A 14,705-nucleotide genomic window follows, 5' to 3' on the forward strand; every position below is an offset into this window, starting at 1 on the left:
TCCTGGCGCATCGGCGAAGAAAAAGTGCGAGCCCCGGCGAGAGTGGGGTGACCTGACGTGAAGGAGCTGGACATGGCTGTGTTGACCCGGGCGGCGGCGGCCGCTTCGGACGACACCGACGCCGTCGTCATCGGACAGGCCCGGCAGGAACCCGAACGGTTCGCGACCGTGTTCGACCGGTACTACCTGGAGGTTCACAGATACGCGGCCCGGCGGCTGGGCGGCAGCCTGGCCGACGACATCGCGGCGGAGACATTCCTGATCGCGTTCGACCAACGCGGGCGGTACGACACGGCGCGCCCGGACGCCCGCCCGTGGCTGTACGGGATCGCCTCCAACCTCATCGCCCGTCATCAGCGCACGGAGGTGCGTCAGTTCCGGGCGTTGGGCCGCGTCAACCGGTTCGAGGTGGCCGAGGGGCACGCCGACCGGGTCGCCGTACGGCTCGACGTCGAGGCCGTCCGTGGGCAGTTGGCGGCGGCGTTGGCCAAGGTCGCGGCGCGCGATCGGGACGTACTGCTGCTGGTGGCGTGGGCGGGGTTCAGCTGCGAGGAGGCGGCCCAGGCGCTGGAGATTCCGTCCGGTACCGCCCGGTCGCGGTTGCACCGGGCACGAAAGAAGGTACGGGCGGCACTGGGTGGCGTCGACCCGACCGTCACCGGAGAGGACAACGACTGATGGATGACCTGACGATATTGCGCGAATCCTGGCATGAGGTGAGGGACCCGTCGCCGGCGGCTCAGGCGCAGGCGCGTGCGGCGCTGCTGGCCCGCGCCGCGAACGCCGACACCGTGGTCCCGCAACGGGTGCCGCCGCGTGCGGCGAAGCTGTTCGTCGGGTGGCGCCTGCCCCCGCTCGGCCGGCGGGTGGGCGTCGTCACGGTGGCGGCAGCCGCGGTGGTCGGCGGTCTGGTCCTGGTAGAGAGCGTCAACGGACCGGTCGACCGGGGACCGGCGGTGTCAGCGGTCCCTGGCGTTCCGGCGTTCCCCGGCCTGCCAGCCGCGCGCCCGGCCAGTGCCGCGGAAGCCCTGGAACGGGCCGCCGCCGCCGCGCAGGCCCAGCCGTTCACCGCGCCGCGCCCGGATCAGTGGATCCACGTCGAGGAGCGGATGACCAGTGGGACCGGGCCCGGTGGCCTGGTCACCGGCGGGCCGTACCGGACCCGGGTGCTGCAACACTGGATGCGGGCGGACGGCCGGCAGATCGCCTGGTTCCGGGACGGCAAGTTCCAGTTCCAGGACCAGCCGGCCCAGACGACGCCACCGTCGGACTATCAGACGTTGGCCGCCCTGCCCACCGACCCGGACGCCCTGCTGCAGCGGATCTACCAGGCAGCGGGTGGGCTGGGCGAAGCCACCGACGAAGACCGCAACGCATACACGTTCGGACAACTGAACGTCACCCTCCGCAACAACGTGCTCCCACCCGAGGTGGAAGCCGCGATCTACCGGGCGATGGCGAAGATTCCCGGCGTGACGTTGGTGCCGGACGCCGTCAACGTCGATGGACGGCCCGCCGTCGCGCTCGGCCGGGTCCAGAGCGGGTGGCTGCGCGAAGAGGTCCTGCTGGACCCGGACACCCATCGGCTGATCGGCGAGCGGGCCGTGGCGATCAAGAACTACACCGCCGAGGGACTAGACGGCACCGTACGAGTGAAGAGCGGCACGGTCCAGCGACTCGTGGTGACCGAAGTCAGGATCGTCGATCGGCCGGGCCAGAGCGGCTGACCGGACAGCTGCTGGCCCCGGGCGATCGGCGCTCGGGGCCAGCCGCTACCGCACCGCACGGGCCCACACCAGCGCCTCAATGCCGTCGAGCACGCGTTCCAGGCCGAAGTGGAACCGAACCCGGCGTCCGCCACGTACTACATCGCCAAGCCCGCCCAAGCCCCGGACGTCTCGGACATCCTCGAACGCCTCGGCACCGACCACGGGAGGCGGCAACATCCCGCACCGGCCCTGCCTAACGATGCGCACGGATGACGAACCTGGTTGCCGACCCCGGTAAATGGGGGGTTTCCGGGGAGCGGTTCAAAACCCCATAGACAAAGTTAAAGCCCTGACCAAAACGTTTCCGCTGGTCGGGGCTTTTTGCCTGTCGGGACGGCCGGATTCGAACCGACGACCCCTTGACCCCCAGGACGCTTCGCCACACATCCACACACGTCACACACGCTATCCGCAACATCAGGCCGTGTAGTCGACGGCACGCCGACCGCCATCGCGTACGACGTGTGGTCCCCACCTGGTCCCAGGGTGCCGGCCTTTACTCGTCTAGGGCTGGATGTCGTTGGAGAGGTTGATCCGAATCTCCGTGTTGCGGTATCCGGCGCGACCGAAAGCGGCCGCCATAGGCGCGTTGTCCATGTCGGTGGTGGCAGTGATGCGCGACTCCCCATTGGCTGCGTGCAGGCGGGTGATCTCGGCGAGCACCTCGTCCACGTAGCCGCGCCCGCGGAACTCCGGCACCACCCCGAGATAGCCGACGTTCACGTTGTACGAGGTCGCGGAGGCGCCGTCTACCGGTGGGTGCAGCGGTTCACGCCGCTGCTGGCCGACGCCGCCCGGTTCTGCCGCCACTCGCCAAGTCACAGGTGGCTCGTCGACGAGACCTACATCACCGGGTTCCTCGATGTCGCCGATCGCAATCGCCGCGGCGCCGCCCATGCCTGGTAGTCGGGCATGTTGTAGGGGCCACATCACCGTCGGACCCGGATGTCGAGGTCACCACCGCGCGGCCACCCCAGGCCAGGCAGGGTTGATTATTGAACTTTATTTACAGTAAGGTCCGCCTGCGGTATATCCAAGGGACTCGATGCTCTGCCTGCGTCGTGTCCGCGAACCTGCCGAAAGGTGGCCCCACCATGTTCAGAAGACGCCTGATGGCGATCATCGCGACGGTCAGCGTGGCCATCGCGAGTGCTGCTGCGGCGCTGCTGCCGACCACGCCGTCGGCTGCGGCCGAAGCCTGCGCGGCGCCGTACAACAACAGTGCGGTCTACACCGCTTCCATGCGCGTCTCGCACCAGGGCCGGAACTGGACCGCGAAGTGGTGGACGCAGTACGAGACGCCCAGCACCGGTGGCTCCGGAGTGTGGCAGGACAACGGTCCCTGCGGTGAAGGCGGTGGTGGCGGAGGCGGCGGCACCTGCAACTACCCGAACTGGGCGGCGGGCACCTTCTACCCTGCCGGCTCGATCGTGCGCTACACCGACGGCAACCACTACCGGGCAAAGCACGAGAATCCCGGGTACGACCCGGTCATCAGCACCTGGTACTGGGAGCCGTACACCTGCTCCGGCGGGGGCGGCACCACCCCGCCTCCGGGTGGCGGCACCAACGGGTTCCCCGTCAGCGAGGCCCAGTACAACCAGATGTTCCCGCTGCGCATCCCGTTCTACTCGTACGCCGGGCTGATCGACGCGGCCCGCAAGTATCCGGCGTTCACCGGCACCGGCGACGCCACCGCGCGCAAGCGTGAGGCGGCGGCGTTTCTGGCCAACATCGACCATGAGTCGGGCCAGCTGCGCTACGTCGAGGAGCAGAACCAGGCGAACTGGCCGCTGTACTGCGACCGCTCCCAGTCCTACGGCTGCCCGGCGGGCCAGTCGGCCTATCACGGTCGGGGCCCGATCCAGCTGAGCTGGAACTTCAACTACAAGGCCGCCGGTGACGCGCTGGGGATCGACCTGCTGAACAACCCGGACCGGGTCAAGAACGAGTCGTCGGTGGCGTGGCAGACCGGTGTCTGGTACTGGATGACCCAGAACGGCCCGAACAGCCAGCCCGCGCACTCGGCGATTCTCGGCTCCCAGGGCTTCGGCGGCACCATCCGCAGCATCAACGGCGCCCTGGAGTGCGACGGCCGCAACCCAGCCACCGTGCAGAACCGGGTCACCACCTACCAGCGGTTCTCGCAGATCCTGGGCGTGGACCCAGGCACCAATCTGTACTGCTGACACCCAGCGAGGGTGCGGCCCCGGGCCGCACCCTCGCCGTCGCGGACCGCCGGTAACCCCGCGCGCCCCCAACCGCCAGGTCTCCAGCACCCACCCCCGTTACCCGCTGGCGGCCGCCCCGAAGACCGAGTTGCCGCGACGACCCTCCCTGTGACGGAGCCACCGTCGTTCAACTGGGCGTAGCGACCACCGTCGGCGTCCCAGTCGGACTGGCCGGCGCGACGGTGGTTGGGGCCACGGTGGTTGGGAGGACGGTTGGCGACGTTGTTGGCGCAGGAGAGGTCTGCACAACCTTCTTCCACACCGCGGTTATGCCAGCCGTTGCGCCGGTCATCGACGATCAGCACCCCGTCGTTATGGCCGAGGTACTCGGACACGTAGGCGAACAGATCATCGCGGACCGCGTCCGGGTCCCACGTAGACCGGTTGAGCAACCGCTGCATCCGGTCCGGCGTCGCATCGCCTGCGGCCTCGGCCAAGGTCCAGCCGTTCCTGCTCGCCAGGGGTGACAGCAACCCGACCAGTTAACTCAGCGCCTGCCGGCGGGGCTCCGCCCGCCCGAAACGGTGCGCGAACCGCGCCAGCAGATCGTCCAGACCCGCCCGCCAGCACACGATCTCATCGATCAACACAAGCACGGGAGCCTGCCCGCCCTGCCACAGACCACAACAGACAGACAGCGCGATCACCCAGCCAGCCGCCGAATAGTATCGACATCCGCAGCTACGCGGTCGGCACAACTCGAACGTCGATCACGCCGATGAGCTGCCGAAACACTAAATCAGGAAAGTGCGGCTGGAGCATTAGCGCCCAGCTTGACTATCACCAAGGCGATCCGGTGCCGCCGCCCAGCGGGAGTTGGCGCGAAGCACCGGCCGCCGCAGCCCGGGCTGCCTCCGGGCTGGGGGCGGCCAGGGCCGCCTTGGCGATCTGGCGGCACTCGTCCAGGGTGTGCGCGGCCAGGGACTCGCGCACCGCCGGGATGCTGCGGGGTGCCATGGACAGGCTGGTGATGCCCAGGCCTGCCAGTACCAGTGCGAAATGGGGATCCGCGGCGGACTCTCCACACACGCCAACTGGCTTGCCCGCCTCAATGCCGGCTGCCGCGCAGGAGGCGAGGAGCGAGATCAGCGCGGGCTGCCACGGGTCGAGCAGGTCGGCGAGGTCGCCGCACATGCGGTCAGCGGCGAACGTGTACTGGCTTAGATCGTTGGTGCCGATGCTGAGGAAGTCCGCGTGGCACAGCACCTGGCTGGCACGCAGGGCCGCGGCCGGCACCTCGATCATCACGCCGGCGGTTGACAGGCCGTGCTCGCGGCAGGACTCGGTGAACGCGGCCGCCTCCGCCGCCGTGGCGACCATCGGCGCCATCACCCACACGTCGGCGTCCGCCGCTGCAGCCGCCGTCGCGATCGCGGCCAGCTGCGTGGTGAGCACGGCGGGGGTCTGCCGCGCGACCCGCAGACCGCGGATGCCCAGCGCAGGGTTGGGTTCATCGACCAGACGCAGGAACGGCAGCGGCTTGTCGGCGCCGGCGTCGAGGGTACGCACGACGATCTTGCGGCCGGGCAGCGCGGCGAAGACGTCGCGGTACGCGGCAACCTGCTCTTCGTGCGACGGCGGGTCGTCGCGGTCGAGGTAGAGCATCTCGGTGCGGAACAGGCCGACGCCTTCCACCTCGCCGGTGAGGTCGCGGGCGGAGCCGATGTTGGCCAGGAGCGCGATGGGATGGCCGTCTGCGGTCCGCCCCGGGCCTTGGGATCGGGCGCGGCGTTCGATCTCGGCGAGTCGGTCCGCGTTGACAGTGGTCACCGTCTCGGCGGAGACGCCGGCCACCACGACGCCGCTCGCGCCGTCGAGAGTGGCCAGCGCGCCGTCGGTCACGTCCAGGATGCCCGCGCAGCGGACCACGGCCGGGATGCCGAGTGTCCGGGCCAGGATCGCGGTGTGGCTGGTCGGCCCGCCCTCGGCCGTGACCAGACCCAGCACCAGGGCCGGGTCGAGGCCGGCGGTGTCGGCGGGCGCCAGATCGCGGGCGATGAGCAGGTACGGGTGGCCCGGGTTCGGCACGCCCGGCATCGGCAGCCCCAGGCACGCGGCGACGAGGCGGTTCCGCAGGTCGTCGAGGTCGCTGACCCGCTCGGCGAGGTACCCGCCCGCGGCTTCGAAGGCGGCCCGATGCACGGCGAGCACGTCGGTGATCGCGTGCGGTGCGTCCACACCGCCGTCGATGGCGATGTCGGCGGCGTCGACGAGCGTCTCGTCCTGCGCCATCATCATCTGAGCGCGCAGGACCTCGGCGGCGGTCGCGTCCAGGGCGGTGTCGGCGCGACGGGCCAGGTCAGCGGCGACGGCGAGGACGGCCGCCCGCACGGCCGCCTTCTCGGCCTCGGGATCAACGGTCTGCGCCAACGGCGGCAGGGCCGGAGGTGGGGCCAGCCGGTAGACCGGCCCCGCCGCACCACCGGGGCTGGCTCCGATCCCCCGAAGTTCACGCATCGGCGGCGTCCAGATCACGTTCGATGAGGTCAGCCAGGGTGTCGATGGCGTCCTGCGCGCCGTCGCCGTCGGCCTCCAGGGTGACCTCGGTGCCCTTCTTGGCGCCGAGCGACAGCACGGCGAGCATGCTGCGGGCCGGCACGGGTTTCTTGTCGCCAGTGCGGATGGTGACCAGCACCGGCTGCTTCGCCGCCTCGGCGACGAACAGCGCCGCCGGGCGGGCGTGCAGCCCGCTGGCGGAGCCGACGAGGACTGTTCGGGTGGGCAACGGATCCTCCTACGGTTCGATCGTCACCTTGATCGCTTCGCCGCGCGCCACGATGCCGAAGGCGTCGAGGGCGCGGTCGAGCGGCAAGCGGTGGGTGATGAGATCGGCGACCGGGACGGAGCCGTCGGCGATCAGTCGCAGCGCTTCCTTGTTGTGCTCGGGGCTGGAGCCGTTGGCGCCGACGATGGTCAGTTCGCGGTAGTGCACGAGGTTGGAGTCCAGGGAGATGACCGGCTTGTCCTTCGGCAGGCCGCCGAAGAAGCTGATCCGGCCCTGCCGCGCGGACATCTGCACCGCCTGCTCCTGGGCGGCGCCGGCGGCCGTGGCGGTAATGACGACGTCGGCACCGCGCCCCTCGGTGAGCTTGAGCACCGCGTCGACGACGTCGGTCTCGGCGCCGCAGATCGACGCGTCCGGCTGGACCAGGTTGGCGGCCAGGTCGAGGCGTTCGCGGTTGAGGTCGACGAGGAACACCCGGGCCGCGCCGCGCGAGCGGGCCAGGCGGACATGCAGGCAGCCGATCGGCCCGGCACCCACGACGACAACGTCGTCGCCCTCCCCCACACCGGCGAGGTTCTGGCCGTTGAGGACGCAGGCGAGAGGTTCGGCGACGGACGCCTCGGCGAAGCTGAGTCCCTCGGGGATCCGGTTGAGCCCGTCAACGGCGAGGACGTTGTGCGGTACGACCAGGTACTCGGCGAACCCGCCGTCGAAGTGGTATCCCATCGACACCTGGTTGGGGCAGACGGTCATCCGGCCGCGCCGGCACTCAGCGCACGTACCGCAGGGAATGGCGGCGATGACCTGGACCCGGTCCCCCGGCCGCCAGCCCGTGACGTCGTCACCGACGTCGGTGATCTCGCCAGCGATCTCGTGGCCCATGACGCGCGGCGGGGCGATGTGGTGGTGGCCGAAGCGGGAGATCTTCACGTCGGTGCCGCAGGTGGAGCATGCGCGGACGCGGATCTTCACGTCGGCGGGGCCTGGCGTGGGCTCGAGCGCGTCCTCGATGCGGACGTCACCGGGTGCGTGGAATCGGACAACCTTCACGAGGGGTTCCCTTCGAGGATAGCGATCACGTCATCGGCGCTCGTCGACTCTCGTAGCCGCTGCGCCTGCGCGGGGTCCATCAGCACCGAGGCGAGTTGGGCCAGGATGTCCACGTGCCCGTCGCCGGCCGCGGCGATGGCGACGCAGACCCGCACGTCGAAGCCGTCCCAGTCGACGCCGTCCGGGAAGCGCAGCACCGCGAGGGCGTCGCGCTGGACCGACTCCTTGCTGTTCAGCGTGCCGTGCGGTATGGCGACGCCCTCCCCGATGTACGTGGAGACGCTCCGCTCGCGGGCGAGCATCGCGTCCACGTACGCCGGGGCGACCGCGCCGACCTCGACGAGTACGGCGCCGCAGCGGCGGATCGCCTCGTCCCGCGATCCGGCCCGCTCGTCGAGCCGGATCGCGTCACGGGCCAGCAGTTCAGCCACTCAGCTCACCGCCACGCTGCACCGCGTTCACGACTCTGGTGACGGCCGGGTCGCCGATGAACACCTGGATCGGCACGATCACCTTGTCGGGCGCGCTGACCCTGGCTCGCGAGGCGAGCCCCTGGTGGCAGATGACCACGTCGGCGTCCGCCGGGATCGAGTTGACAGGTGTGTGCTCGACTGTCACCGCGCTCTTGGCCAGTTGCCGTCGAAGTTGGCTGGCCAGCATCACGCTGCTGCCCATGCCGGCGTCGCAGGCGACGACTACCTTCTTGATCTCGGTGCCGTTGATGGTGGGCATAGGTTCAGACCTCCTGCTTCGCCGACTTGTCGAGGGTCTCGTCGGGGTCGACGACCCTTTCCTCGGCTGGGCCGACAGCCGTCTCCTCGTCCGGGCCGACAGCGTCCGCTGCGGGCTCGCCGCGACCGAAGCCGAGCAGGGCCGAGGCGACCGCGAAGGTGACGGCGGCGGCGATCACGACGCCGAGAATGACCCCGAAGTGGCCACCCTTGGGAGTGACCGCGAGGTAGGCGAAGATGCTGCCCGGCGAGGGGGTGGCGACCAGGCCCGCACCGGTGATGACGAAGGTGCCGACGCCGGCCGCACCCCCGGCGATCATGGCGAGAATCAGCTTCGGCTTCATCAGCACGTACGGGAAGTAGATCTCGTGGATGCCGCCGAGGAACTGCACGATGATCGCGGCCGGAGCGCTGGGCCGCAGCGCGCGGGGGCCGAAGACCATGAAGGCGAGCAGCAGACCGAGGCCGGGGCCGGGGTTCGACTCGATCATGAACAGAATCGACTTGCCCTTGTCGGCGGCCTCGGCGATGCCCAGCGGGCCGAATACGCCGTGGTTGATGGCGTTGTTGAGGAAGAGCACCTTGGCGGGTTCGACGAGCACCGAGGTCAGCGGCAGCAGGTCCTTGCCGACGAGCCAGTCGACGCCCGCGCCGGCCTGCTTGGTGAGCCATTCGACCACCGGGCCGATGCCGTAGACGCCGCCGATGGCCATCCCGGCGCCGATGATGCCGGCGCTGAAGTTGTCGACGAGCATCTCGAAGCCGGGGCGGATCTTGTTCTCCACCAGGCCGTCGAACAGCTTGAGGACATAGGCCGTGAGCGGCCCGATGATCATCGCGCCGAGGATCATCGGCACGTCCGCGCCGACGACGAGGCCCATGGTCGCCACCGCGCCCACGACGGCACCGCGCTGGCCGTGGACCAGCCGGCCGCCGGTGTAGCCGATGAGGACCGGTAGCAGGATGCTGATGATCGGGCCGACCAGTTCGGCCAGGGTCTTGTTGGGCAGCCAGCCGGTCGGGATGAACAGTGCGGTGATCAGGCCCCAGGCGATGAACGCGCCGATGTTGGGCATGACCATCGCGGCCAAATAGCCGCCGAGGCGTTGCACGGTGGCTTTGGGGCCCTGGCCCTTTACCTCTGGTGTGTAGGAAGAGGAGGTCACGGGGGTATCTCCTTCATGAGGGGCGGTCCAGACAGCCGCAGGGGGAAGAAGGTCGTCCGGCTAGGTGTGGATAGTGACGTCGTGGCGGAACAGGTCCGCCGGCCCGGGCATCCGGCTGCCGGGCAGGCTCACCGCGGCGGCGCCCCAGGCCAGGCCCTCAGCGAGGGCAGCGGCACCCTGCGCGCCCGCAGCGAGGAACCCGGCGAGCAGCGCGTCGCCGGCACCGACGGTGCTACGGGGTCGGGCGACCGGACAGGTGCCGGTGCGAACCCCTTCGGCGTCGACCAGGACAGCGCCGTCAGCGCCGAGGCTGGCCACGACGGTGCCAGCTCCCCATGCCCGCAGGGTTTGGGCGGCATCGACCACATCGTCGAGGTCCTTCAGCGGGGTGCCGACCACGTCGGCCAGTTCGTCGCGGTTGGGTTTGAGCAGGGTGGCCCCGGCCAGGGCGGCCTCGCGCAGCGCCGGACCGCTGGTGTCGACGGCGACTCTGACTCCGGCAGCGCGCAGCTTCCGGCACAACTGGGCGTACGCGTCGGCGGGCAGGCCGGGTGGGACGCTGCCGCACAGCACGACCCAGTCGGCACCGGTGGCGCGGGCGAGCACACGGTCGATCACCTCGTCGAACTCGGCGCGGCACAGGGCCGGGCCAGGTTCGTTGATCTTGGTGACCGTGCCGTCGGGCTCGGCCAGGGTGATGTTGGAACGGGTCCGTCCGGAGATCGAAACGGCGAGGACCTCCACACCCTCGGCCTCGAGCAGGCGGATGAGCTGGTTGCCCTCGTCACCGCCGGACGGCAACACCGCTACCGAAGGCACCCCGTTGGCCAGCAGGGCACGGGATACGTTGACGCCCTTGCCGCCGGGGTCAAGGTGAGCGGTGGCAGCCCGGATGACCTCGCCCCGGGTGAGGGAGTCGACCTCCACGGCCCGGTCGAGGCTGGGGTTGAGGGTGACGGTGACGATCATGCGCGTACCACTCGGACACCTGCGGACTCCAGGTCACCGACCAGATCGACGTCGGCACGGCTGTCGGTGATGAGCAGATCGACGTCGGCCAGCTCAGCGAACCGGGCCAGATAGTCGTTGCCGAGCTTGGTGTGATCGGCGACCACCACCGTACGGCGGGCCGCACCGACCATCGCCCGCTTCACCGCCGCCTCGGACGGGTCCGGGGTGGTCAATCCACGCTCGACCGAGATGCCGTTGGTCCCGACGAATGCGACGTCGACGTAGAGGTCCGCCAACGGCGACAGCGCCCAGTCGTCCACGGTCGCCAAGGTCTTTCCCCGGACCCGTCCGCCCAACAGCAGGACGTTGAGGTTGGTATAGGTACCGAGGGTCGTGGCGATGACCGGCGAGTTGACCACGACTGTCAGCTCTCGGTCGACCGGCAGTAGCTGGGCCAGCCGAGCGGTGGTGGTGCCGGCGTCGAGGATGATGGCGCCCTCCTCCGGCACCTCGCTCAGGGCGAGCTTGGCGATGCGCTCCTTCTCCTCGACGAGTACCGCGTCCCGCGCCGCCAGCGCGGGCTCGAACCCGAGCCGTTCGACCGGAATCGCTCCACCGTGAACCCGACGCAGCACCCCGGCCCGCTCCAGGATGGTGAGATCTCGGCGGATGGTCTCCGCCGTCACGTTGAGCCCGTCGGCCAGGCCAGCCACCTCGACCCGGCCCACATCCCGGGCGATGCGAAGGATCTCCTGCTGTCGTTCTTCGGCGTACATCTTGTTGTTTCACCGCCGTTTCCTTTTGCTTGTGCTTTGTTTACGCCCGACTGTAGGGAAAGTCAAGAGATAGACCACAGAAAGCCACACCGGCCAGCACCGGAGCAGAAGGTAAGGCAGCGCAGGGCTTCTTCTGAGGCTTGCGGGCAGCTCGTTTGCGCTGGCAGTAGCCCTGGCCCAGTCAAGGACGCGGCATCTCCTCGTCGTGAAGCCGGGGCCGGTGGTGGCCTTCCACCTCTTGGTGGCCTCCTAGGACACGCCCCGCTCGCTCAGGTCCGACGAATGGTCTCGACGCTGATCGTGACACTGCCGGTGGCGAGGAGGTGCTCGGGCCGCCTCGACAGCGATCAGCAGGAGGATGGAACCGGGGTCGTACCGGGCGATGGCACAGTTTCAGTCACGGGTCTACCTGTCGATCGACCTCGGTGCACCCCTGCTCCGTCTCGCGTTCAACGCGTCGAACCCTCCGAAGTTTGAACGCATGGATCAGGGCCTCGGGGTTATCGCTGGCCGTTCTTGACGCAGAATTCTCTCAGCGCGCCACTCGCGAGCGAGAACATCCGCACAAAATTCGGGTCCCGATCAAGTCGCTCCAACGACTTGACCGTTGCCGGATCAAGATCGATCGTTGCGATCCCGCCAGCTTCCTCGCCATCCGCAGCTGACCCGCGACGAGCCGCACCGCGCGATCACGGCCGTGCCCGCCGGCGGCTCCGCCGTCTACCGCGGGTGGATGCTCCGCGGCGCGTACCGCGCTGCGCCCGGGCGGTAGGTCAAGAACGTCGATCAGGCTGGGTCCTCGTCGACGGCGTGGTGCAGCGCTTGACACGCAATCAAGAGCAAGAATGCCGCTCCATCCAGGACGCAGATGAAGCGGCAGGTCAGAGCGTTATGCAGTGAACTCCCGCGTCGAAACCGAGCGCCCGCCGGCACCTCGTACGGTGCCCGCCTCGGGCGGGCGCAACCAGGTCCCACCCTTCCTGGGACCGACGGGGCCAGGGTCCGAGACGTGCGTCACGGCGCGTCCGGGAATCGTCGGCCGAGCTATCCAGTTGATCAGTGCCGGGACGCCAGCGTATCCAAGACGTCCGTTCGACGACGAAGCGGAGACACGATGACAGTCCTGTTCAGCCCGTTCACCCTGGGCAAGCTGGAACTGACCAACCGGATCGTGATGGCACCGTTGACGCGCAACCGCGCGGGCGAGGATCAGGTGCCGCAGGAGATCTCGGCGACCTACTACGGCCAACGCGCCTCGGCCGGCCTGATCATCACCGAGGGCACCCAGCCCAGTGCCGTCGGCCAGGGCTACGCGGACACGCCGGGCATCCACTCTGCCGAGCAGGTCGAGGGCTGGCGGGCCGTCGCCGACGCCGTGCACGCGGGCGGCGGAAAGATCGTCATGCAGCTGATGCACGTGGGTCGGATCGGCCACCCCGACAACAAGGGCGGCCTGGAATCGGTGGCGCCCAGTGCCATCGCCGCCCCGGGCGAGATCTTCACCCGCGACGGGATGAAGGCGTACCCGGTGCCGCGGGAGTTGCGCGGCGACGAGCTGCCGGGGATCGTCGAGGAGTTCGTCCGGGCGGCGCGCAACGCCGTCGATGCCGGCCTGGACGGGGTGGAGCTGCACGCCGCCAACGGCTACCTGCTGCACCAGTTCCTGGCGCCGTCGAGCAACCTGCGGACCGACGGGTACGGCGGCTCCCCGGAGGCCCGCGCCCGGCTGGTGATCGAGGTGACCCGGGCCGTCGTCGAGGCGGTCGGCGCCGACCGGGTCGGCATCCGGATCTCGCCCTCGCACAACATCCAGGGCGTGGTGGAGGAGGACGCGGCCGACGTGGCCGCCACCTATGGCGCGCTGGTCGACGCGATCGCGCCGCTCGGCCTGGCCTACCTGCACGCCCTGGCCGACCCGACGAGCGACCTGATCGTCGACCTGCGGCGCCGGTTCGGGGGCCCGTTCATCGCCAACGACGGCTTCGCCTCGGTGACCACCCGGGCGGACGCAGAGCGCATCGTCGACGGTGGCCTTGGCGACCTGGTCGCGGTCGGCCGGAACTTCCTGGCCAACCCGGACCTGCCCCGCCGGTGGGAGATCGGCGCGCCGCTGAACGAGCCGGACCAGAGCACCTTCTACACGCCGGGCCCGCGTGGCTACACCGACTACCCGACGCTGGAGCAGTAGGCCCGGCGGCGAACCGTCCGGGCCGGCCGGTGACCGCCGGCCTGGACGGTTCGCCGCGCGGTGGCCGAGGCACCCTGCCCGGCCCGGCCGGCGGTCGATCACGGCGACGTGGCGGGCCTGGCCTTCTGCGGGTGGATCGTCTCCTGCCGGGCGAGCATCGCGACGAACTCGCCGATCTTTCGCTGGCGGGTCTCCGGCCGCTTGACGGCGGGCAGGAAAGCTAGTACTCCCAGCAGGACATCCGTTCTGACCTGCTGTGGCGGTGTGGTTTGTCCGTGGGCATGGAGCAGCCACCGCTGAGTCTCGTGGTTGTGTGGACCAAAGATGCGGCGGTGGCCAGCCTCAACCACCTTCGAAGACGACCCACCGAGATTGCTCGCTACGTCGGCAGTACAGCACCTGAACCGCCTCCCGGCGGCCCATCTAAGCTGGGCCGCGGCGTTCGCTCGCTGCAGTGCGCTGCGGCCAAGCTCGTCGCGACGCGCCTTCCGCGGCGCCGACCCGAGGACGAGTCCTCTTCCCTGTCGAGGCGGCTGAGAACAGCAGCCCAGCGCCGCCCCGCACCCCACGTGCTGCGACCGCCCTGCCCGCCGAGCGCCCCGGCCGCTGCATCCAAGTCCTCGCGGACCGCCGCATCCAACCCGGCCCAATCCTCTGGGCTCGCCGTGAACATCGCCGCCAACGACCCCAGAAACCGCACGGCAGGCAACTCGTCGCGCCTCATCCATGCGACCAACCACGGCCACCTGTCCTCATCGGGACGCTGCGGCAGCTCGGAGTAGATGGCTTCCGCCAACGCCACCCGAACCACCAGATCCGACGCCGACGACAACGCATCGGCCGCGCGATCCACACCAGCGGAAGCAACGAACAGCCAACACGCCGCACGCCGGACCGCGTGGTCATGATCCGCCAAAGCGACCGCCGCGACATCCGCAACGGGATCCCCGCCGCCGGGGGCGAAGACATCATGCAGCAACGTCAGCACCGTGAGCCGTACAGAAGGACGCGGGTCACCAGCCAGCCGGACAAGACGGCGCACGACCGGGCCGGCGCGGTTCGCGTGAACCGCAGCAAAGACCATCGACCGGAACCCGTTCCCACCGACGGCTAGTTCA

The 14,705-nt window shown here is 69.7% G+C and carries 15 protein-coding genes and 1 pseudogene; 6 read left to right on the plus strand and 10 right to left on the minus strand.

Annotation, left to right across the window (positions count from 1 at the left end; translation table 11 throughout):
• The first annotated feature begins 72 nt into the window (after positions 1-72).
• Both ACGGAQ_RS30085 and ACGGAQ_RS30090 read left to right on the plus strand, forming a co-directional pair.
• A complete protein-coding gene (locus ACGGAQ_RS30085) occupies positions 73-678 on the plus strand; it encodes an RNA polymerase sigma factor (RefSeq protein ID WP_393055026.1) in 606 nt (201 codons plus the stop codon).
• Positions 678-1,727: a CU044_5270 family protein gene (locus ACGGAQ_RS30090; protein WP_393055028.1), complete on the plus strand. Its 1,050-nt coding sequence runs from the start codon at positions 678-680 to the stop codon at positions 1,725-1,727. The genes ACGGAQ_RS30085 and ACGGAQ_RS30090 overlap by 1 nt, the downstream gene beginning before the upstream one ends.
• Before the next feature lie 546 nt (positions 1,728-2,273).
• Here ACGGAQ_RS30090 and ACGGAQ_RS30095 read toward each other — a convergent pair.
• Positions 2,274-2,492, minus strand: coding sequence for a GNAT family N-acetyltransferase (locus ACGGAQ_RS30095; RefSeq protein WP_393055030.1), 219 nt, complete (start codon positions 2,490-2,492; stop codon positions 2,274-2,276).
• A gap of 24 nt (positions 2,493-2,516) precedes the next feature.
• Between ACGGAQ_RS30095 and ACGGAQ_RS30100 the strand changes: the two are divergent.
• Positions 2,517-2,618 (plus strand): annotated as a pseudogene (locus ACGGAQ_RS30100) (IS6 family transposase); the annotation flags it as partial.
• A gap of 245 nt (positions 2,619-2,863) precedes the next feature.
• Complete coding sequence (locus ACGGAQ_RS30105) at positions 2,864-3,958, plus strand: glycoside hydrolase family 19 protein (RefSeq protein ID WP_393055032.1); 1,095 nt, start codon at positions 2,864-2,866, stop codon at positions 3,956-3,958.
• Here the strand turns inward: ACGGAQ_RS30105 and ACGGAQ_RS30110 are convergent.
• The 9 genes from ACGGAQ_RS30110 to ACGGAQ_RS30150 form a co-directional block, all read right to left on the minus strand.
• Positions 3,901-4,473 carry a hypothetical protein gene (locus ACGGAQ_RS30110; RefSeq protein ID WP_393055034.1) on the minus strand — a complete coding sequence of 191 codons (573 nt, stop codon included), beginning with the start codon at positions 4,471-4,473 and terminating at the stop codon, positions 3,901-3,903. The two genes, ACGGAQ_RS30105 and ACGGAQ_RS30110, sit on opposite strands and share 58 nt — an antisense overlap.
• A 307-nt stretch (positions 4,474-4,780) precedes the next feature.
• Entirely contained in the window at positions 4,781-6,457 is a 1,677-nt protein-coding gene (ptsP, locus tag ACGGAQ_RS30115) for a phosphoenolpyruvate--protein phosphotransferase (RefSeq protein ID WP_393055036.1), read from the minus strand.
• Entirely contained in the window at positions 6,450-6,725 is a 276-nt protein-coding gene (locus ACGGAQ_RS30120) for an HPr family phosphocarrier protein (RefSeq protein ID WP_393055038.1), read from the minus strand. The genes ptsP and ACGGAQ_RS30120 overlap by 8 nt, the downstream gene beginning before the upstream one ends.
• Positions 6,726-6,734: 9 nt before the next feature.
• Positions 6,735-7,775 carry a zinc-dependent dehydrogenase gene (locus tag ACGGAQ_RS30125; protein WP_393055040.1) on the minus strand — a complete coding sequence of 347 codons (1,041 nt, stop codon included), beginning with the start codon at positions 7,773-7,775 and terminating at the stop codon, positions 6,735-6,737.
• Positions 7,772-8,206 carry a PTS sugar transporter subunit IIA gene (locus ACGGAQ_RS30130; RefSeq protein WP_393055042.1) on the minus strand — a complete coding sequence of 145 codons (435 nt, stop codon included), beginning with the start codon at positions 8,204-8,206 and terminating at the stop codon, positions 7,772-7,774. Before ACGGAQ_RS30130 ends, ACGGAQ_RS30125 begins: the two co-directional genes overlap by 4 nt.
• Positions 8,199-8,507 (minus strand): PTS lactose transporter subunit IIB, encoded by a 309-nt coding sequence (locus tag ACGGAQ_RS30135; RefSeq protein ID WP_347662826.1) that lies wholly within the window; start codon positions 8,505-8,507, stop codon positions 8,199-8,201. Before ACGGAQ_RS30135 ends, ACGGAQ_RS30130 begins: the two co-directional genes overlap by 8 nt.
• 4 nt (positions 8,508-8,511) lie before the next feature.
• Positions 8,512-9,672: a mannitol-specific PTS transporter subunit IIC gene (gene mtlA / locus ACGGAQ_RS30140; protein WP_393055044.1), complete on the minus strand. Its 1,161-nt coding sequence runs from the start codon at positions 9,670-9,672 to the stop codon at positions 8,512-8,514.
• A 60-nt stretch (positions 9,673-9,732) separates the two neighbouring features.
• Positions 9,733-10,641 carry a 1-phosphofructokinase gene (pfkB, locus tag ACGGAQ_RS30145; RefSeq protein WP_393055046.1) on the minus strand — a complete coding sequence of 303 codons (909 nt, stop codon included), beginning with the start codon at positions 10,639-10,641 and terminating at the stop codon, positions 9,733-9,735.
• Entirely contained in the window at positions 10,638-11,399 is a 762-nt protein-coding gene (locus ACGGAQ_RS30150) for a DeoR/GlpR family DNA-binding transcription regulator (protein WP_393055048.1), read from the minus strand. The genes pfkB and ACGGAQ_RS30150 overlap by 4 nt, the downstream gene beginning before the upstream one ends.
• A gap of 1,114 nt (positions 11,400-12,513) precedes the next feature.
• Here ACGGAQ_RS30150 and ACGGAQ_RS30155 point away from each other — a divergent pair.
• Together ACGGAQ_RS30155 and ACGGAQ_RS30160 are read left to right on the plus strand one after the other, a co-directional pair.
• Positions 12,514-13,587 (plus strand): alkene reductase, encoded by a 1,074-nt coding sequence (locus ACGGAQ_RS30155; RefSeq protein ID WP_393055050.1) that lies wholly within the window; start codon positions 12,514-12,516, stop codon positions 13,585-13,587.
• An 898-nt stretch (positions 13,588-14,485) separates the two neighbouring features.
• Positions 14,486-14,701: a hypothetical protein gene (locus ACGGAQ_RS30160; protein WP_393055052.1), complete on the plus strand. Its 216-nt coding sequence runs from the start codon at positions 14,486-14,488 to the stop codon at positions 14,699-14,701.
• Positions 14,702-14,705 lie beyond the last annotated feature (4 nt).

The sequence above is a fragment of the Micromonospora sp. NPDC047557 genome (assembly GCF_043205095.1).
In the GTDB taxonomy this organism is placed as follows: Bacteria; Actinomycetota; Actinomycetes; order Mycobacteriales; family Micromonosporaceae; genus Micromonospora.